The following is a 19,559-nucleotide window of genomic DNA, read 5'->3' as shown; positions in this document are numbered from 1 at the left end:
TTGGTTACAGCCAAGCCACCTCTCAACATGGTTATTATATAATTTTTTGCCCTAAATTGCAAACAGAAAAGGCACTTGTTTTCACAAGTACCTTTTTGATTTCCAATGGTAGATTATTCACCAGAATTTTTCTTAATAATTTCTTCCTGAACTGACTTAGGAACATCTTCGTAATGGTCAAATACCATCATAAATGTACCGCGTCCCTGAGTTGCAGAACGAAGAACTGTTGCATAACCAAACATTTCAGCAAGCGGTACATAAGCACGGACAACTTGCGTATTACCGCGTGCTTCCATACCATCAACACGGCCGCGACGTGCTGTTACATGTCCCATAACATCACCAAGATTATCTTCTGGAGCCGTAATGGTTACCAGCATCATTGGTTCAAGGATAGCTGGCTGTGCTGTTTTAGCAGCTTCTTTAAGAGCCAATGAAGCAGCAATCTTGAAGGCAGTTTCAGATGAATCGACATCGTGGTATGAACCATCGTAAAGTTTAGCCTTAACGTCAACCAATGGGTAACCCGCAAGAACACCGTTTGCCATAGACTCAATCAAACCTTTTTCAACGGCTGGAACAAATTCACGAGGAACCACACCACCAACAATGGCATTCTCAAACTCGAAACCTTTACCTTCTTCGTTTGGAGTAAATTCAATCCAAACATCACCGAATTGACCTTTACCACCGGATTGACGTTTGAAGAATCCGCGAGCCTGTGTAGAAGCACGGAAAGTTTCACGGTAAGATACCTGAGGCGCACCGACATTAGCTTCAACCTTGAATTCACGCTTCATACGGTCGACAAGGACATCCAAGTGAAGCTCACCCATACCAGAGATAACTGTTTCACCTGTTTCAACATTTGTTTCAACGCGGAAGGTTGGATCTTCTTCAGCCAATTTTTGAAGAGCAATTCCCATCTTGTCTTGGTCAGCTTTTGATTTTGGCTCAACCATGAGTTGGATAACTGGTTCTGGAACTTCGATTGACTCAAGAATAATTTTAGCTTTTTCATCAGTCAATGAGTCACCAGTTGTTGTATCTTTCAAACCAACAGCTGCAGCGATATCTCCGGAGTAAACCGTTTCGATTTCGTTACGGCTATTCGCGTGCATTTGAAGGATACGTCCGATACGTTCACGCTTACCTTTAGATGTGTTCAATACGTATGAACCTGAATTAAGAACACCTGAGTAAACACGGAAGAAAGTCAAGCGACCAACGAATGGGTCTGTCATGATCTTGAAGGCGAGTGCTGAAAATGGTTCGTCATCAGAAGCAGGACGTGTTTCTTCTTCGTCTGTATCTGGATTAATACCTTTAATAGCAGGGATATCAAGCGGACTTGGAAGATAATCAATAACCGCATCAAGCATCATTTGAACCCCCTTATTCTTGAAGGCAGAGCCACAAAGAACTGGATAGAATTCAACATTGATAGTAGCTTTACGGATAGCTGCTTTCAACTCTTCATTAGTGATTTCCTCACCTTCAAGATATTTCATCATGAGGTCTTCATCAGTTTCAGCAACTGCTTCCACCAGTTTTTCACGATATTCATTTGCTTGATCAATATATTCAGCTGGGATATCTTCTTCAAGAATATCTGTTCCAAGATCATTTGTGTAAATCTCAGCCTTCATGGTAATCAAATCAATGATACCGCGGAAATCATCTTCTGAACCGATTGGCAATTGAATTGGGTGAGCATTTGCTTGAAGACGGTCATGAAGTGTGCTTACAGAATAAAGGAAGTCAGCACCGATTTTATCCATTTTATTAGCAAAAACAATACGCGGAACACCATATTCAGTCGCTTGGCGCCAAACAGTTTCTGTTTGAGGTTCTACACCTGATTGAGCGTCAAGTACAGTTACTGCACCATCAAGAACACGAAGAGAACGTTGAACTTCGATAGTGAAGTCCACGTGCCCTGGTGTGTCAATGATGTTAACGCGGTGACCGTCCCATTGTGCTGTCGTTGCAGCAGATGTAATTGTAATCCCACGTTCTTGCTCTTGCTCCATCCAGTCCATTTGTGAAGCTCCCTCATGAGTTTCACCAATTTTATGGATTTTACCAGTGTAATAAAGGATACGTTCGGTTGTTGTTGTTTTACCGGCATCAACGTGAGCCATGATACCGATGTTACGAGTTTTTTCGAGTGAAAATTCACGTGCCATTAGGTTATTCTCCTATAAAATTTTGTTTACAGCTTATTATAGCATGATTTAGCAAAAACGGATAGGCAGGACCTACCCGTTTTTTGGTTTTGTACAAATTATGTTCAACAAAATGCGTTAAATTGAGCTCAAGCTAAACGCTGTGTAAAAAGATAAATCTTATTAGAGACTAAGGTCTCTTTATCAGATTGCCTATTTTTACGTTGCGTTTTTAACGCCTTTTGCATCTTATTTTTACCAGCGGAAGTGTGCAAAGGCACGGTTAGCTTCAGCCATTTTATGTGTATCTTCGCGTTTCTTAACTGAAGCACCGGTGTTATTAGATGCATCTAAGATTTCTTTTGCGAGACGATCTTTCATAGTATGTTCACCACGAGAACGTGAAGCATTGACTAACCAACGAAGGCCAAGCGTCGTACGACGTTCTGGACGAACTTCAACTGGAACTTGGTAGTTAGAGCCACCTACACGGCGAGCACGAACTTCAAGAACAGGCATGATATTATCCATAGCTGTCTCAAATACTTCAAGAGCATCATTGCCTGTAGCTTCTTTAATTTGTTCAAATGCACCATAAACAATTGATGCAGCGGTTCCACGTTTCCCATCAAGCATAACACGGTTGATAAGACGTGTTACCAATTTTGAATTGTACAATGGATCTGGTAAAACTTCACGTTTTGGAGCACGATTTTTACGACTCATATTAACTTATCTCCCTTCTATTAGCCCTTAGGACGTTTAGCACCGTATTTTGAACGGCCTTGTTTACGATCAGCAACACCTGCAGTATCAAGTGCTCCGCGAACAATATGATAACGTACCCCTGGAAGGTCTTTTACACGTCCACCACGGATAAGCACAACGCTGTGTTCTTGGAGGTTATGTCCAATACCTGGAATATAGGCAGTAACTTCAATAAGATTGCTCAAACGTACACGAGCAAATTTACGAAGAGCTGAGTTTGGTTTTTTGGGAGTCATTGTCCCGACACGAGTCGCAACGCCGCGTTTTTGCGGTGATGATACATTTGTTGGAACTTGTCTGTGACTGTTGTAACCAACATTTAAAGCTGGTGATTTAGATTTTTCTACTTTTGATTTGCGTGGTTTGCGAACCAATTGATTAATTGTAGGCATCTACATTTCTCCTGTTATTTTTTTATTTTTGGTTGACAAGGCATTTGGTGACAACCCTTGTCTGTGTGTACTTTTGCAACATTTGTCAGCACGTCTCTGTACACTTTTGAGAGACCAAAAGTAAAAAGTACCGTTCAGTATAATATCACAAATAACCTAGATGTGTCAATTATTTTTACTAATGGCACTCAAAAATTATTAGGAATGCCAACAAAATCACATGAATGCCTAAATCGTTCAATAGTAGCAAGGGTATGTTACTGAAGAAAAAACACTATCGGAGTTTCCCCTGCTCTGTTTCGATTAGCAAAAAAGTTGAAGGATTTCAAACTTTTAGAATTCAAAAAAGGAAGGACTACGTCCCGCCTTTTATGGTTCAGAAGTGACAACTGATAGATTTAATCAAAAATATTTCCTAAATCAACTGTGACACGATTTGTTTTGACATCAATATCTGATACACTAAGAAGTGATTTATAATCATGAAGATCACGCTCCTCTTTGGTGTTTTCAGCAAAGACAGCAACTCCTACCAATTCACTGTCAAATTCTTTGAGCAGGCTTATCATGCCGGAAATAGTGCCGCCGCCCTTGAGAAAGTCATCCACAATTAAAACACGGCTGTTTGGCTGCAAGCTGCGCTTTGAAAGGAACATTTTTTCAATTCGATCGCTTGAGCCGCTGACATAGTTGACTGATACTGTTGAACCTTCCGTAATTTTTAAGTCTCTGCGAACAATAACAAAAGGAACATTAAGTACATTTGCAACAGCATTTGCCAAAGGAACACCTTTGGTTGCTACAGTCATAACCGCATCAATCTTTTGATCTCTAAAACTGCTGGCAATGATACGACCAACATTTTTTAAAATAGCAGGCGTGCTCAAAAGATCTGACAAATAAAGGTAGCCTCCTGGCAAAATACGGTCACTCTCAGATAAACGCTTACAAAGTTCCTGTATTAATTCTTTGGCCTCTTTCTCAGAAATGGTTGGTGTAAAAACAACTCCGCCTGAAGCACCAGTTACTGTTTCGATTTCCCCAATTTGACTCTCTTCAAAAGCTTTTTTAATAATACCAATGTCTTCAGAAATAGACGATTTTGCCGCTTCATATTTTTCAGCAAATGTGTTTAAACTCGTCAATTGATACGGATGATTAATGAGGTAGTTAGAAATAACTACCATACGTTCACTGCGCTTGAGTTTCATAAGCTATCCTTTTTCTGTATTTTTAAGTATTATAACATATATTAAGTAAAAAACGAACATTTTACTCAAAAATGCTCATTTCTTTCTGATATTCTTAGTCTAAACGGGGTTTGTAGAAGGAACGATTGTCCATAGCAAAAAGACGGCTCGTCATTTCTCCTTGGTCTACTCGGTTAAGCGCAGTTGTCATCATCATCATACTGGCATCCAGATTATCAATCATATGGATAATTTCGGCTTCCATAATACGGGGACGAACGGGACTGCCATATTCCAGAAGGCCGTGATGGCTGAGGATAACATGACGTAAAATCGTTACATCTTCTCTTGTATCATCAATATTTAGCTCAATTAATGCCTTAGTGATCTCTTCATCAATTAAAGCAATATGACCAATCAAGTTTCCTCTGATTGTATACTCTGTATTTTCTGGTCCAGATAGCTCAATAACTTTTGCTAGATCGTGTAGCATTATTCCTGCAAACAGGAGACTTTTATTGAGCTCAGGATAAATATCTCCAATACTATCGGCCAGTCTAACCATGGTTGCTGTATGATAAGCTAAACCCGATTCAAAGGCATGATGATTTGTCTTAGCAGCTGGATAAGTAAAAAATTCATGATTGTATTTACGATAGAGAGCACGAACCAGACGTTGCCAAGTTGCTTCTTCAATCTTGAAAATCATTTGTTCCAAATAATCTCTTACTTCTGCTGGATTTACTGGCGGCTTTTCTTTAAAATCGGCTGGATTATTAGGTTCACCGGCTTCTGGAAGGCGTAGAATAATTTGATTGACCTGTGGCGTTCCGTTATAAACTTCACGCCGGCCTTTCATATGAACAACCTTGCCTGCCGTAAAGTCTTCTACATTATGAGGCTGGGCATCCCACAAATTCCCTGAAATCTCACCGCTGTCATCTTGAAAGGTTAAGGCAATGTAATCCTTTCCTGCACGCGTCTTTCTCACTTCTGCCTTTTTGATTAGGTAAAAACCTTCAAAAAGTTCATCTTTTTTCATTTGACTAATCTTCATAGTCATCCTCCCTCTCTAAAGGTAAATCTAATAGACTTCGAGTCGCCTTATCCTGATAAGTTTCTACTGTATTAAGAGCTCTTACAATAGCATTGCTGCGCGTATTCAACAGGCTGTCAACTGTCTTGGAAGCCGTATTCAGCTGCTTCTGGGCTTTGACTAACATATCACTGAACTTGCCAAATTCTAATTTAACATTACCCAAAACCTTACTAATATCATCTGCATTCTTCTGAATATTCAACGTTCTAAATCCAACTGACAAGGAATTTAGAAGTGCCGATAAAGTTGATGGACCAGCCACAACAATATTTTCCTCTCGACGCAGACTGTCAAAGAATGCAGCCTGTCTAACCACCTCCGCATAGAGACCTTCAGTTGGTAAAAAAAGAATTCCAAAATTAGTGGTTTCTGGCGGATTAAGGTATTTTTGATTGATGGATTTGGCAAAACGTTTGATACTAGACAGCAACGACTTACGGTAATCGTCAACTAATTCTTTATTCCCAGCTTCATAGGCTTCCTCCAGTCGATAATAATCTTCCAATGGAAATTTAGAATCAATCGGCAGATAAACATACTCATCACGGCCGACTCCAGGCATCTTGATAGCATACTCAACGCGTTCGGATGAGCCAGACACCGTTGGAATTTCTCTCTCGTATTGCTGCTCAGTTAGAATGTCCTCAATAATTTGTCCTAACTGTAATTCCCCTAGAATACCACGCGTTTTGGTATTAGATAAGACTTTATTAAGATTGCCGACATCTTGAGCAACGGTTTTCATCTCACCCAATCCTTGATTGACCGACTCCAATTGCTTTGAAACGGTCTCAAAAGAAGCCCGAAGGCGATTCTGCAACGTTTGTTCCAATTTTTCTTCAACCGTTAAACGCATTTGTTCCAATCGTTTTTCATTGGAAAGCTGCATTTCCTTGACTGATTCTGTCAGATTCTGGTTGATTAACTCTAAACGCTTATCGGAGCGATCGCGATTTTCTGATAAATTTTGATGGAGAACTTCTCGAATATCCAAAAGCTGCTGATACAATTCCTGCTGCAGGCGGTTAAGCTCTTTAGTCAGATGAAGCTGTTCCTGCTGACTGGCAGTGTTAAGCTGATAAGTGATTTGCTCTGATAAATTATCTGCAAAATCTTCCTGCTGAGTTTTTAATTCCTTTTGCAGCTCTGCTATTTCCCTAAAAGAAAGGTAGGAAATTCCTAAGCCTAACAAAGCAAACAAGGCAACAACATAAATCACTATTTTCTCCTATCTCGAGTCTGAATGACAATTAAATAACCCGCTGTAAGTGTAACATCAATAGGCTGATCCTTAAACTCATTACTTGAGTACATTTTTTTAGTAAAAAAATTAGCGGGTGTTAGTTCATACTTTGCCCCATGAATACTTAGCCGACCTTGGCCTTCTGTCATAAAAGAGATATAGGTCATCTTTTCATCAGGGAAAATGCTGTGCCTGCCTGCTGGCAAATAACTAACCGCATTTTGATTATCCAAAAGCCTTATCTGAGTCATGAAAGGAGTCAGCGCAGGATCACTTGGCAAGAAAATGTTGGACATCAGATGATCTAATCGTCCGCCAAAAGCACCGTAAAGCGTTACCTGCGCTTGAGGAAATCGGTCAAAAATTAGCTTCAGAGCAAGTTCAGTATCTGTATCATTTTTCTCTGCCTGCGCTCTAACAAGCTCTGCGGATCGACTCTGGATTATCTCCCATTCATGGGAAGTCACCGAATCAAAATCCCCAACTGCCATATCTAAAGGAAAATGATTTTCCAAAAGAATTAAGCTGCCGCGATCAACGCCAACATAATAATCATAGACCGCATTAGGCAGAGTTACATCTCCGCCTGCCAGCACGGCAACCTTAATCCTAGTCATTTAAAGCATCTCTCAAAGTCTGAACTTGAGCAGTCAAATCATTAGCTTTAAAAAGGTAGGATCCTGCCACAAAAACATTGGCACCTGCATCTGCACAAGCTTTAATGGTTTGGTCGTCCACGCCACCATCAACTTCAATATCATAACAGTAGCCTTTTTCATCACGAATTTTTGCAACAGCAGCAACCTTTTCTAACATTTCTGGCAAAAAGGCTTGTCCGCCAAAACCTGGATTTACTGTCATAATCAAGACATGATCTACTAAAGCTAAAACAGGACTCAGCGCCTCAATAGGTGTTCCAGGATTGATAACAACGCCAGCCTTCATACCAGCTGCCTTGATTTTTTGCAGAGCACCATGAACATGATTGGTTGCTTCTACATGAATGGTCATGATATCTGCTCCAGCCTGAGCAAAAGCCTCCACATAGCGTTCAGGATTAACTACCATCAGGTGACAGTCAAAAACAAGCTTGCTGTGTTTGCGCATGCTTGCTACTACATCAGCACCAAAACTAATATTGGGGACAAATTGGCCATCCATAATATCAATATGAACGTATTCTGCACCTGTAGCGTCAATACGTTGCAGTTCAGCAGCGAAATTAGCATAGTCAGCAGCTAAAATAGAAGGAGCGATTTTATATGACATTATTTAAACCTACTTTCTTTTAATTGTTTTTTTATAGACTTCACGGCGATTTTCAATCTCAGAGAGAAACTGCAAATAATTATCATAACGAACCTGCCAGATTTCCCCTGCAGCAAGGGCTGATTTCACAGCACAGTCAGGTTCATGCGTATGAGTACAGGAACGGAACTTGCAGTTATGGCTAGCCTTTCTAATCTCAGGAAAAGTCTCATTGAGATCTTCAGCATTATCCACTTCATAATCCAAAGATGAAAATCCTGGTGTATCCGCAATTTTACCGCCATAAACATCATAGAAACTGACTGCACGCGTTGTGTGTTTCCCGCGTCCTAGACTGTCTGAAATTTGAGCAGTCTCTAGTTCCAGCTCTGGGGCAATTTTATTGAGCAAAGTGGACTTTCCAACGCCCGTCTGCCCCATAAACACTGTTACTTTTTTTCTAAGCAGCGGCCGCAATTCATCAAGGGAAGTTACAAAATCATAACCAATTTTCGTGTAGCAGCTGCGAATTTCGTTCAGCTCTTTTCTGCTGCTTAGCAGATCCAGTTTAGAAATATAAATCAGTGGCTGAATGGCTTTATGCTCTAAAAGAACTAAGAAGCGATCCAAAAGATTACTGTTGAAATCAGGTTCTTTCGCAGACATGATGACAACGGCCTGATCAATATTGACAATAGGCGGACGCACCAAGCTGTTTTTTCGTTCATGAATCTTAAGAATGTAACCTTCAGAATTTTCTTTTGCTGAAAAATCCACAAAATCACCAACGTAAGGGGTCTGACCCTTTTTTCTAAAATTTCCACGCGCTCTGGTCTGATAAACCGTATTGCCGCTTTCAACATAGTAAAAGCCTGCCAACGCTTTAATAATTCTTCCTTGCAAATGAACTCCTTTATTGCAGATTCCTTCTTTTATTATAACAGAAAACGCTTAAAACTTATAGAAATTCTGGATTTCCCTCTTGAATTTTTTCAGGAAAAAGGTAGAATAGAAGATACGCGGAGATGGTGGAACGGCAGACACGCATGCTTCAGGCGCATGTGCCCTTTCGGGCGTGAGGGTTCAAATCCCTTTCTCCGCATCTTTGGACTTTTTGACTACTTTGTCGTTTTTTTCCAAATGTTTCTTCAAATCCTTTCATTTTGTCCATCTATTATTTTCGCAAAATGAATCCTGAATTATTTATGCGTTGGCAATTTTTGCTGACTTTTATTTTTACCATGGAAAGGTGGCCCAGCTTGGTACGGCACCGGACTCGAAATCCGGCAAGTGGACATTGTTCACACGCGGGTTCAAATCCCGTCCTTTCCTTATAATACTTGAAACCCCCACCTATTATAGGTGAGGGGTTTTTGATAAGATTATCATCCAGACACTGCAAAAGAATGTCAACGTTGTCAAACTGCCTGTCCCGTATTTTCAAGAGGGCTGTTGCTGACAAATAAATTGAAAAGGGTTACCAGAAAAGATAAAACTGTCATGATCCAGCCTTGCTTTTGTCCAGCGGCTTGGCAGAACTTGACCATAAGCTAAATAAAAATAAGCGAAAAATGACTAGGCTAGAACAAAAAAGAAATTAACCGGTCTCAACCAGAGAGGAAAGACAGTGTAAATGCCTCCGAAAAAGAAGCCGCCTAAGGGTAAACCCAGCAAAATCAGCAAATGCAGGATGGCTTGCAGCAAATAAAGCAGTGCACAAAAACTGCTTAAATATTTTCTCAGTTTCATGATTAACTCCATTTTGCAAGATCGCTTAATATTTTATCCTAACACTAAAGCATCATCACTAAGTGCCTGACCGCTATTTTTGTGGAAGAGATCCATAAGCTGAGCAACAGTAAGATTTTTCTTCTCATCACCGCGGACATCAACAACAATTTTACCATGATAAAGCATCACAAGACGATTGCCATATTCAATAGCGTGTTCCATATTATGCGTAATCATGAGAGTGGTCAGCTCTTGCTCCTCAACGATTTTTTTAGTCAGATGCATAACCATATCACTAGTTTTAGGATCAAGAGCCGCGGTATGCTCATCTAGTAGCAAAATTTTAGGACGAACTAAGGTTGCCATTGCTAGAGTCAAAGCCTGACGCTGACCTCCTGAGAGAAAGTTAGCATCCGTTTTCATGCGTTCTTCCAGACCAAGACCAAGTTCCAACAGAGATTCCTTGAAAATCTTACGCTCATCTTCTGTGATAGATTTTTTGAAGAAGCTGCGTTTTTTTCCGCGACGATAAGCAATCGCCATATTTTCCTCAATAGAGAGGTTGGTCGCTGTCCCCATGCGGGGATCTTGGAAAACGCGGCTAATATCTTTAGAACGAACATCAACCGACAAATTTTTGATAGATTGCCCTTCTAAAAGAATATCTCCTTCATCAACACTGAGAACGCCTGCAATAGAATTCATGAGAGTGGATTTTCCAGCGCCGTTACCACCGATAACAGAGATGAAATCCCCCTGTTCAATATCCAGATTCAGGCCCTGCAAAACGTGGTTTTCATTTACAGTCCCTTTTTCAAATGTTTTATGAATATTTTTTAGAGTTAAAAGAGTCATTAGTCTTTACCTCCTGGTGTCAATGTTTTGTTTGGTTTAATATGCAGTCTCTTACGAATTTCTGGGACATAGAGGATAATAGCAAGGAGAATAGCTGACGCTAATTTCAGCATTTGAGCATCTACATTCATAGCAAGAATAATAACCAATACCAAACGGTAGAGCACTGCTCCCAACACAATAGACCAGAGACGTTTTCCTAACGGCAGGTATTTGACAATAACTTCTGCCAGAATAATAGCAGCCAGACCATTAACAATGGTACCTGTCCCCATATTCATATCCGCGTAGCCATTATTTTGTGCCAAAAGAGCACCCGAAAGAGCAATCAAACCATTTGAAATCATGTAACCCAGAATCTTCATACGAACAACTTTAATGCCGTTTGCTTCTCCCATGGCAAGATTATCTCCTGTCGCACGCAGAGCCAGACCAATCTGAGTATTCAAAAGTATAACAAGCAATCCGATAACCAGACTGACAAAAATGACACCCAAAACAATGACTCCGTAAAGCTTAGGCAGGCCAAATCCTGTCATCATGGTTACTAAAGTTTTTTGATCTGATAAAGAAACATTGGAACTTCCCAAGACCAAAAGGTTAACAGAGTAAAGAGCAGTCAGCGTAATAATCCCTGTCAAAAGCGCAGGAATCTTCATCTTGGTGTGTAAGAAACCAGAAACTGCTCCTGCAAACATACCTGCCACAAAACCTCCCAAAGTAGCAATAAGAGGATTAATACCATTTACAATCATAATTGTTGTTGCAGCAGCACCCAGAGGAAAAGCGCCTTCAGCGGTCAAATCGGCAATATCTAAGATACGGAAGGTAATGAAAACACCAATCGCCATGATTGCCCACAAGAGACCTTGAGAAATAGCTGATAAAATAACATCAAGAAAACCGTTCGAAGATGATGCGTTTGAATTATCCGAGGCTTCCTTAGTGCTATTGCCAGTGGTTGAAGCACCTTCTTTGATGGCAGACACATCTATACCAAGAAGCTTAGCCATATCTTCATTGACAACAACATCAAGGGTATCAGGGTATTCGGCTGCAATATCACTAACTTTTTCACCCTCAATCAGACGCACAGCCATCTTTGCTGTTTGACGTCCAAGAGCTTTATAATTCGCTCCATAAGTAAAAAGAACACCGCTTTCCACAATATCTGCCGAACCGCCGACAACTGGAACCTTCATTTCCTTAGACAAATCTGTTACCAAATTGATGGCAGACACAATTGTATTATCCGTTGGAATGAAGAGCACCTCAGTCTGACTCATCAAACTTTTAGCCGTATCTTGAACGTCATTGGTTGATGAGATGCCTTTTGTAATTGTTTTGATACCAGCATCAGAGAAGGCTTTTTCTGCTTCTTCAACCTGTACTTCAGCATTACGCTCATTAGTTGTGTACATAATCCCAACGGTCTTGACATCCGGCATCACTTTTTGGAGCAGCTCTACCTGTTTTGCAATCGGAGACATGTCACTGGTTCCTGTTGCATTACCACCAACATTATCCATGCTCTTAACCAATTTAGCTGAAACAGGATCCGTTACCGCTGTAAATAGAATGGGTTTGTCTTCCGACAAATTTGCCAAAGACTGAGCCGCTGGTGTAGCAATCCCAAGCACTAGGTCATTATCATCAAGCAGAGACTGCGAAATCGTTTGCAAATTGGATTGATCTCCTTGAGCATTTTCATAATCAATGACGATATTGTCACCATCAACATAGCCTTCGTCTGCCAATTCTTCAACAAAACCTTTGCGTGCTGCCGTTAATGACTCGTGTTCCACGTACTGGAGAATCCCAATATGAACTGTCTTATTTTGACTGTCAGATGACTTGCTACATGCGGTCAAAAGAAGGGCTACTGACAAGATAGCCGCTAAGCTAACTAAGATTTTCTTCATTTTCCTTACCTCTATATTTTTTATCATGCAGGAAAAAACCAGTCAGACGATATCTAACTGGTTCGATACAAGTTAGCCAGTGAAAACTAGCCTTTATCTGCCGGTTAGACCTATCATCTAATCGGCTAATCCATCACAAAATGCCTTAGCTTCATAGATACAAACACTAGTGACATTTGCATCTATAAAAATACAAATGCCTTATCTAAAGAAACTAAAGTAATAATAAACTTTATGATTTCCCAAGCAGGGCAAGTGATGGCACATACGATATCTCCTTTTATGATTTCTTTAAGTTTACACTATTTGTAAATTTCTGTCAATAATGCTTCCTTTACCTATTAATAGCTCATTGAAAAACCGTGACTTTTTGAAATCACGGTTTCATTTTTTATTCAAACGGCTGTTTGTCCCCTTTAAGCATTTTGTGTCAAAATGGTAAGGGTCTCAATCAGATTTTCCGCATTAACTTCAATTGTATCGCCAGTTGCTTTCATTTTTACTTCAACAACACCATCTGCTGCTTTTTTACCAACCGTCACACGAATTGGCAAACCAATCAAATCGCTGTCTGAGAATTTTGATCCGACACGTTCATTACGATCATCAGTTAGTACCTCATAGCCATTGGTTTGCAGAATGTCTTCAATACGTTTCGTCAGAGTATTGGCTGCTTCGTCTTTGACATTAACCGTGATGACATGCACATCAAATGGCGCTAATTCTTTAGGGAAATTAATCCCCCAAGAAAAACGGTAAAGGCCTTTTGGTGTCTTGGTCACAAAGAGACGCGCATGCTGTTCAATAACAGCCGATAAGATACGGCTGACACCGATTCCGTAGCTTCCCATAATAATAGGAACAGCTCGGCCATTTTCATCCAGAACATTAGCCCCCATGCTTTCAGAATAGCGTGTGCCCAATTTGAAAATGTGGCCAATTTCGATGCCGCGAGCAAACTTGAGAACTCCCTGACCGTCCGGAGAGACTTCTCCTTCTTTAACTTCGCGAATATCGGTATATTCCGCTTGGAAATCACGTCCCGGATTAACGCCTGTGAAATGGAAGCCATCCTCATTAGCACCGACAATAGCATTAGCAGTATCTTGAACCTTTCGGTCAGCTATAATACGAATGCCTTCTTTAACATTAACTGGACCAAGAGAGCCAAAATTAGCACCAAAAACGTTTTGTGCCTCTTCCTCAGTTGCTGGCTCAAGAAATGAGGCGCCAAGGTAATTTTTCAATTTGACATCATTAACTTGATCATTGCCAACTAGTAAAGCAATAACAGGTTCTTCATCAGCAATGAAAAGAAGAGTCTTGATTGTTTGAGATTCATCAACCTTCAAGAAAGCAGCAACATCATCAATAGATTTACAGTCAGGTGTTTCAACTTTTGCAAGCTCTTCTTGGGTAACGACTCTGGTTGAAGGTTTATATTCGTTAGCAGCCATTTCCAGATTCGCTGCATAGCTAGATTCGCTAGAATAAGCAACCGTGTCTTCACCTGAAACCAACCACGAATCTAATTCTTTTCTGATATCTGCTAAAACATCTTCAGGGATATCATCAATAGACGCAATTGTCTTATCCAAAACCAGCCAGTGTTCAAGGTCAGTTCGGTCTGGGGTAATAGCCATAAATTCCTGAGAGTCTTTACCTCCCATAGCTCCGCCATCACCAATAATTCCCTTAAAATCAAGTCCTGCCCGTGTGAATATTGCTTCATAGGCTCTACGGTAGTCTTCGTAAGTCACATCAAGGTCTTCATAATTAGCATGAAAACTATAGCCATCTTTCATAATGAATTCACGAGTTCTGAGAAGCCCATTGCGCGGACGTTTTTCGTCACGGTATTTAGACTGAATTTGATAAAGATTAAGCGGAAGCTGTTTGTAAGATTTGACCGCATCACGAATGAGAGTCGTAAAGGTTTCCTCATGGGTTGGCCCCAAAATAAAATCAGACTTGTCACGGTTTTGAAGTTTATACAGATCTTCACCATAAGTTTCATACCGTCCCGATTCACGCCAAAGATCTGCTGTCAAGAGAGCTGGCGCCTGCATTTCTACTGCACCGATTTTTTCAAATTCCTGACGCATGATGGTCTTGAATTTTTCAATGGTACGATTGGCCAGCGGCAAATAAGCATAAATTCCAGCAGAAACCTGACGGACATAACCTGCACGCAACATGAGGGCATGGCTAATAACTTGAGCATCACTAGGCATTTCGCGAAGTGTCGGAATAAGCATTTTTGATTGTTTCATAAAATAAGATACCAAAAGCATTTAAAACTAAGCAAAGTCACGTCTGCCATGTGGCAGTATAAGAAAAACAAGCCATTGCTAAAGTTTTAACTTACGATCAATTCCTTTCATTCTTAACTTAAAGAGATAACCTGTGCAAATACAGCAGGTTTATGATTATTTAAAGAGACCTAAGATCAGAAGAATGCGCGCATGATGTCATTCCATGTGACTGCAATCATCAGGACAAACATGACAGCAACTCCTGCTAGGGTAATATAAGTCTCCGTTTCTTGTTTCAAAGGTTTACGCCGGACAGCTTCAATAATATTAATGACAATTTTCCCGCCATCTAAAGCTGGTATAGGAATCAGGTTAAAGATACCAAGGTTAATGGAAATCATTCCCATCAGATAAAGAACTGATGCTAACCCTGCTTCAGAGGCTTGAGCTGACATTTGATACATGGCCACCGGCCCACCTAGTTTGTTGAGACTAAAATTAGTAATCAAATTTCCCAAGGCAGAAAAAATGGCTGTTGCACCTATCCAGGTTTGCTGTATCCCACCAACGATTTTATCCCAAAATCCTGTTTTGAGTGCTGGACTGACACCGATAAAGTAAGAACCATCATGTTCTTCAGGCTTTACCTCAACCGTCTTTTTCACACCATCACTGCTTTTAACAGCAACCGACAAACTGTCTTCTTCTGAAAAATCAGCTGTATTCTCAGCAACAGCTTCTTTCAGACTGGCCCAATCCGTAATACTGTCACCATCAATCGAAAGGATCTCATCGCCTGTTTTGATGCCAGCTGCCTGCATGGCTCCGCCACTAGTAACAGTTACCGCATTTGTTGAGGTGTCTTGAGCACCGCCTTGAACAAAAGCCAAGGCAATGAAAACCACAAGACTTAAAATAAAATTATTCATCGGCCCAGCAAAATTAGTAATAAGACGTCCCCAGACGCTGGCATTTTGATACTGGACATCCAGCGGCGCAATTCTAAGTTCGGTCCCATCTTCTTCAACAATTGTTGCATCATGATCCACCGAATAAGTCTTACTTTCGTCAAGAACAAGACCCGTAATTGTCAGCTCATCTTCCAAGTCATAGCCCGTTACATTCATGGGCAGAGCTGTCTGATCAATTTGATGACTAGACAAGTTAATCCGAGTCACCTTGCCATCTTGGCCGATGGTCAGACTAGCTGGACTTCCTGTTTTAATCTCTGTCTTATCTTCGCCCCAGCCAGCCATACGAACGTAGCCTCCTAGAGGCAGAATACGAACAGTGTAAGCTGTCCCATCTTTTCCTGTATGCGCAAAGATCTTAGGTCCCATTCCAATAGCAAATTCGCGAACCAGAATCCCAGAACGTTTGGCAAAGAAGAAATGACCAAATTCATGGACAACAACAATGACACAAAAAATAATGATAAATGTAATAATAGCTTTCATCTAACTTAGCTCCGCTATTCTAAAAGAGGCCTAAAAAGTGCATGATAGGAAAGACGAAAATCCAACTATCACAACGATCTAAAATACCGCCATGTCCTGGAATAAGTTTGCCAGAATCTTTGACACCAAAATGACGTTTAAGAGCTGACTCAACCAGATCACCAAATTGACCAAAAATGCTAAATAGGATCACAAAGATAATCATCACCAAAAAATTATGCGGCTGATAAACGGATTTGTCAATAAGCATAAAAAGAGCTGCTACAAGAACGGCTATACCAATACCGCCTAAACTTCCCTCGACTGTTTTGTTAGGTGAAACGCTGGCTAAAAGCTTACGCTGGCCAAATTGGCGGCCCACTAAATAAGCACCTATATCCGTCGCCCAGATGATGAAAAGAGCAAAAAGCACCTTATCCCAGCTATCTAAACGAGCATTAACCAGATGTTGAAAACCAAAACCAACATAAAAGGCTGCTGCTATTGGATAAGCCGCATCTTCAAAAGAGTAACGGCTGTTGTTAAGTACTGTTCCCGCCAAAATCAAAAACGATACGAGAGCAAAGCCAGTCACGCTGGCATCCATAGGAAGACCTGCTATATAATGATCAACAGGGATAACCAAGATAAAGCTAGCAAACATAGCCAGCACACCTTCCAAAGAAAAAATTTCCAACCCCTTCATTCTCAGCATTTCAGAAACAGCAATCATAGCCATTGCTCCGACTAAAAGCTGAAAAGGCAGGCCTCCAATAAACATCAAGGGAAGAAAAATAGCCGCTGCAATTCCTCCTCCAATAACACGTTCACGCATGGGTATTCCTTTCTATACGCCACCAAAACGACGATGACGGTTATTATATTCTGAAATGGCAGAGCGTAAGCCTGATTTATTAAAATCGGGCCAAAGCACATCTGTGAAATAAAGTTCACTGTATGCTGTCTGCCAAGGTAGGAAATTACTCAGACGTAACTCCCCACTCGTTCGAATCACCAAATCAGGATCTCGGTAAAGATAAGGAAGCTGATTGGTTAATAGATAATCTGACACAAGATCCTCTGTAATATCATCAGGATTAATCTTAGCATCCAAAACATCTTGAGAAATTAAACTAATAGCTCGAACAAGCTCAGCACGCCCTCCGTAATTCAAGGCGAAATTCAAAATTAAACCAGAATTATGTTTAGTCTTCTCCACTGCTTTTTTGAGCGCTTCCAAAGTTGCTTCAGGCAGACGTGAATTATCACCCATTGTCAAAATACGAACATTATTTTCATGAAGTTTGGGCACATATTTATCAAAAAATTCAACAGGAAGATTCATGATAAAAGCCACTTCATCCTCTGGACGCGACCAATTTTCCGTTGAGAAAGCATAGACAGTCAAAACCTTAACACCGAGTTCTGAGGCTTGAATGGTCACATCTTGCAAAGCATCCATTCCTGCCTTATGCCCCATAACACGCGGCTGAAAACGTTTTTTAGCCCAACGGCCGTTCCCATCCATGATAATACCAATATGTTTAGGAATCTTGTCTAAATTTTCAGCCTTCATTTTTCTTTTAAAGTTAAACATACGTCATCCTCAAAATGTACTTTACCTTTTATTTTACCACATAACTAACTATTTTGAGTAACATTTGGTGTGAAATCAAAAAGCCCGAGACAATAATCTCAGACTTGAGAAGTAAAAATCTATTCTTGAATGGCTGTTTCATCAGCCTCACTGACTGTTTCACTTGTTTCAGAAATACCATTATCAGCCGTTTCATTGTTTTCTTTATCGTCAGACTCAACTGCTGTATCCTCTTGATTCGTATCATCAGCTGACGCAGGCGTCAAAACTTTCAAAATGGAACGATTCAAGTCAAAAGGCAGATAGACTCCTTCAACATCTAAAACAATACGATTGTTGTCTTTATCAATCTCGTCAACAATTCCAATCAAACCACCGATAGTTTCTACCTCTGCACCTTTTTTCAAACTAGCAAAGCGATCTTCCTGTGCTTTCGTTTGCTTGCGACGCGAATAAGAAAACCAAATCACCATAATTACTGCATAAATTAACAGCAATGTCCACATATTCATCTCGAATTCCTCCAACTAATATAGCTTGGCTACTACTATATCAAAATAAAGCAGAGCAGGCAAGACAGAATATCAGCTGTTTACACAACTCTTTTTTGCTAATAGCTAAAAATCTGCTTAGCTATTCAACATACTATGCCAAGATACAGCTTTTACTATCAAGTCATCTAAAAGTCTGCTACATTGTGATAGACTTTTTGAACGTCATCATCAGCTTCAAGTGCATCAACCAATTTTTCAAAAATTGCTAAATCTTCACCCTCAAGAGTGACTTCCGATTGCGGAATCATCTCCAGTTCGGTAACCTGAAACTCCTCAACACCATTAGCACGCAGGGTTTCAATCCCTTTATGAAGGTCAGTTGGAGCTGTGTAGACAGTAATTGAACCCTCTTCTGCTTCAACATCATCAACATCAACATCATTTTCTAAAAGCAGTTCAAAGATACTATCAGCATCATCACCCTTAAACACGATAACACCCTTTTTATCAAACATATACGATACAGACCCTGACGCTCCCATGTTACCACCATTTTTCCCGTAAGCAGTACGCACATTGGCCGCCGTACGATTGACGTTTGATGTCAGAGTATCTACAATAATCATAGAACCATTAGGACCAAAACCTTCGTAACGTCCTTCAACAAAGGTTTCATCTGTATTTCCCTTAGCCTTGTCAATAGCTTTATCAATAACATGTTTTGGTACTTGTGCTTGTTTTGCACGTTCCAAAACAAATTTGAGAGCTGAATTTGACTCTGGATCTGGATCACCTTGTTTAGCAGCTACATAGATTTCAACCCCAAATTTAGCATAAACTTTGGAAGTAGCCCCATCTTTGGCAGTTTTTTTAGCTACAATATTAGCCCATTTGCGTCCCATTATAAACACCTCTTACTATCGTTTTTCTTATTTGGAAAATTGCAGAGCCTCTCTGCAATATCCTTAGTATTATAGCACTTTGGCAAGCGTTAGTAAAATCAAATTCTCAAAAAGCCCCCTGTCAAAAGGGGCTCTATAATATCTGTAGTGGGTAAATCTCATTCAGATATTATAGGGCTTTTTGAGTGTATACACAAAAAGTCCCATATGACTTATAATGAAAAGCGACAAAACCATCATTAGAAAGATTCCTATG

Annotated in this window: 17 protein-coding genes, 2 tRNA genes and 1 pseudogene; 2 read left to right on the top strand and 18 right to left on the bottom strand. The window is 40.3% G+C overall.

Translation table 11 applies throughout. The features are described 5' to 3' along the window. Positions 1–113 precede the first annotated feature (113 nt). The 9 genes from fusA to rsgA all read right to left on the bottom strand — a co-directional run bounded on the left by fusA (position 114) and on the right by rsgA (position 9,014). Positions 114–2,192, bottom strand: a complete 2,079-nt coding sequence (gene fusA / locus ACVRZ8_RS06400) for an elongation factor G (RefSeq protein WP_447448488.1) — start codon at positions 2,190–2,192, stop codon at positions 114–116. Positions 2,193–2,426: 234 nt separating this feature from the next. After that, positions 2,427–2,897 carry a 30S ribosomal protein S7 gene (gene rpsG / locus ACVRZ8_RS06395; RefSeq protein ID WP_447448487.1) on the bottom strand — a complete coding sequence of 157 codons (471 nt, stop codon included), beginning with the start codon at positions 2,895–2,897 and terminating at the stop codon, positions 2,427–2,429. 20 nt (positions 2,898–2,917) lie between these two features. Then, positions 2,918–3,331 (bottom strand): 30S ribosomal protein S12, encoded by a 414-nt coding sequence (rpsL, locus tag ACVRZ8_RS06390; protein WP_447448486.1) that lies wholly within the window; start codon positions 3,329–3,331, stop codon positions 2,918–2,920. Positions 3,332–3,729: 398 nt separating this feature from the next. Beyond that, positions 3,730–4,542 carry a pur operon repressor gene (gene purR, locus ACVRZ8_RS06385; protein ID WP_447448485.1) on the bottom strand — a complete coding sequence of 271 codons (813 nt, stop codon included), beginning with the start codon at positions 4,540–4,542 and terminating at the stop codon, positions 3,730–3,732. A gap of 94 nt (positions 4,543–4,636) precedes the next feature. Next, complete coding sequence (locus ACVRZ8_RS06380) at positions 4,637–5,578, bottom strand: 3'-5' exoribonuclease YhaM family protein (protein WP_447448484.1); 942 nt, start codon at positions 5,576–5,578, stop codon at positions 4,637–4,639. Continuing rightward, on the bottom strand, positions 5,568–6,773 hold the full coding sequence (locus ACVRZ8_RS06375; RefSeq protein ID WP_447448523.1) for a DNA recombination protein RmuC: 1,206 nt from the start codon (positions 6,771–6,773) through the stop codon (positions 5,568–5,570). The genes ACVRZ8_RS06380 and ACVRZ8_RS06375 overlap by 11 nt, the downstream gene beginning before the upstream one ends. Before the next feature lie 65 nt (positions 6,774–6,838). After that, on the bottom strand, positions 6,839–7,480 hold the full coding sequence (locus ACVRZ8_RS06370) for a thiamine diphosphokinase (protein ID WP_447448483.1): 642 nt from the start codon (positions 7,478–7,480) through the stop codon (positions 6,839–6,841). Beyond that, positions 7,473–8,132, bottom strand: a complete 660-nt coding sequence (gene rpe / locus ACVRZ8_RS06365) for a ribulose-phosphate 3-epimerase (RefSeq protein ID WP_447448482.1) — start codon at positions 8,130–8,132, stop codon at positions 7,473–7,475. The genes ACVRZ8_RS06370 and rpe overlap by 8 nt, the downstream gene beginning before the upstream one ends. A gap of 9 nt (positions 8,133–8,141) precedes the next feature. Then, positions 8,142–9,014, bottom strand: a complete 873-nt coding sequence (rsgA, locus tag ACVRZ8_RS06360) for a ribosome small subunit-dependent GTPase A (protein WP_447448481.1) — start codon at positions 9,012–9,014, stop codon at positions 8,142–8,144. Between the two features lie 116 nt (positions 9,015–9,130). On the opposite strand from rsgA, the gene ACVRZ8_RS06355 reads away from it, so the two are divergent. Continuing rightward, positions 9,131–9,213 (top strand) — tRNA-Leu (locus tag ACVRZ8_RS06355). Between the two features lie 141 nt (positions 9,214–9,354). Next, positions 9,355–9,443, top strand: a tRNA-Ser gene (locus ACVRZ8_RS06350). Positions 9,444–9,467: 24 nt separating this feature from the next. Here ACVRZ8_RS06350 and ACVRZ8_RS06345 read toward each other — a convergent pair. From ACVRZ8_RS06345 to ACVRZ8_RS06305, 9 genes and pseudogenes are all read right to left on the bottom strand, one after another. After that, positions 9,468–9,860: pseudogene (locus tag ACVRZ8_RS06345) on the bottom strand (hypothetical protein). A 33-nt stretch (positions 9,861–9,893) separates the two neighbouring features. Next, positions 9,894–10,697 carry an ABC transporter ATP-binding protein gene (locus ACVRZ8_RS06340; RefSeq protein ID WP_447448480.1) on the bottom strand — a complete coding sequence of 268 codons (804 nt, stop codon included), beginning with the start codon at positions 10,695–10,697 and terminating at the stop codon, positions 9,894–9,896. Continuing rightward, positions 10,697–12,619 (bottom strand): ABC transporter substrate binding protein, encoded by a 1,923-nt coding sequence (locus ACVRZ8_RS06335; protein WP_447448479.1) that lies wholly within the window; start codon positions 12,617–12,619, stop codon positions 10,697–10,699. Before ACVRZ8_RS06335 ends, ACVRZ8_RS06340 begins: the two co-directional genes overlap by 1 nt. Before the next feature lie 416 nt (positions 12,620–13,035). Then, the gene (locus tag ACVRZ8_RS06330; protein ID WP_447448478.1) at positions 13,036–14,892 is read right to left on the bottom strand and encodes a proline--tRNA ligase; all 1,857 of its coding nucleotides are present in this window, start codon (positions 14,890–14,892) and stop codon (positions 13,036–13,038) included. Between the two features lie 176 nt (positions 14,893–15,068). Beyond that, a complete protein-coding gene (rseP, locus tag ACVRZ8_RS06325) occupies positions 15,069–16,331 on the bottom strand; it encodes an RIP metalloprotease RseP (RefSeq protein ID WP_447448477.1) in 1,263 nt (420 codons plus the stop codon). A 19-nt stretch (positions 16,332–16,350) separates the two neighbouring features. Next, entirely contained in the window at positions 16,351–17,145 is a 795-nt protein-coding gene (locus ACVRZ8_RS06320) for a phosphatidate cytidylyltransferase (RefSeq protein ID WP_447448476.1), read from the bottom strand. 12 nt (positions 17,146–17,157) lie between these two features. Further along, entirely contained in the window at positions 17,158–17,907 is a 750-nt protein-coding gene (uppS, locus tag ACVRZ8_RS06315; protein ID WP_447448475.1) for an undecaprenyl pyrophosphate synthase, read from the bottom strand. Positions 17,908–18,026: 119 nt separating this feature from the next. Next, the gene (locus ACVRZ8_RS06310; RefSeq protein WP_447448474.1) at positions 18,027–18,419 is read right to left on the bottom strand and encodes a preprotein translocase subunit YajC; all 393 of its coding nucleotides are present in this window, start codon (positions 18,417–18,419) and stop codon (positions 18,027–18,029) included. 167 nt (positions 18,420–18,586) lie between these two features. Further along, positions 18,587–19,303: a YebC/PmpR family DNA-binding transcriptional regulator gene (locus ACVRZ8_RS06305; protein WP_447448473.1), complete on the bottom strand. Its 717-nt coding sequence runs from the start codon at positions 19,301–19,303 to the stop codon at positions 18,587–18,589. Positions 19,304–19,559: the final 256 nt, after the last annotated feature.

Source organism: Streptococcus dentiloxodontae (genome assembly GCF_053206925.1).
Note: the sequence above shows the minus strand (reverse complement) of the source record. Positions and strands in the feature narration are given on the sequence as shown.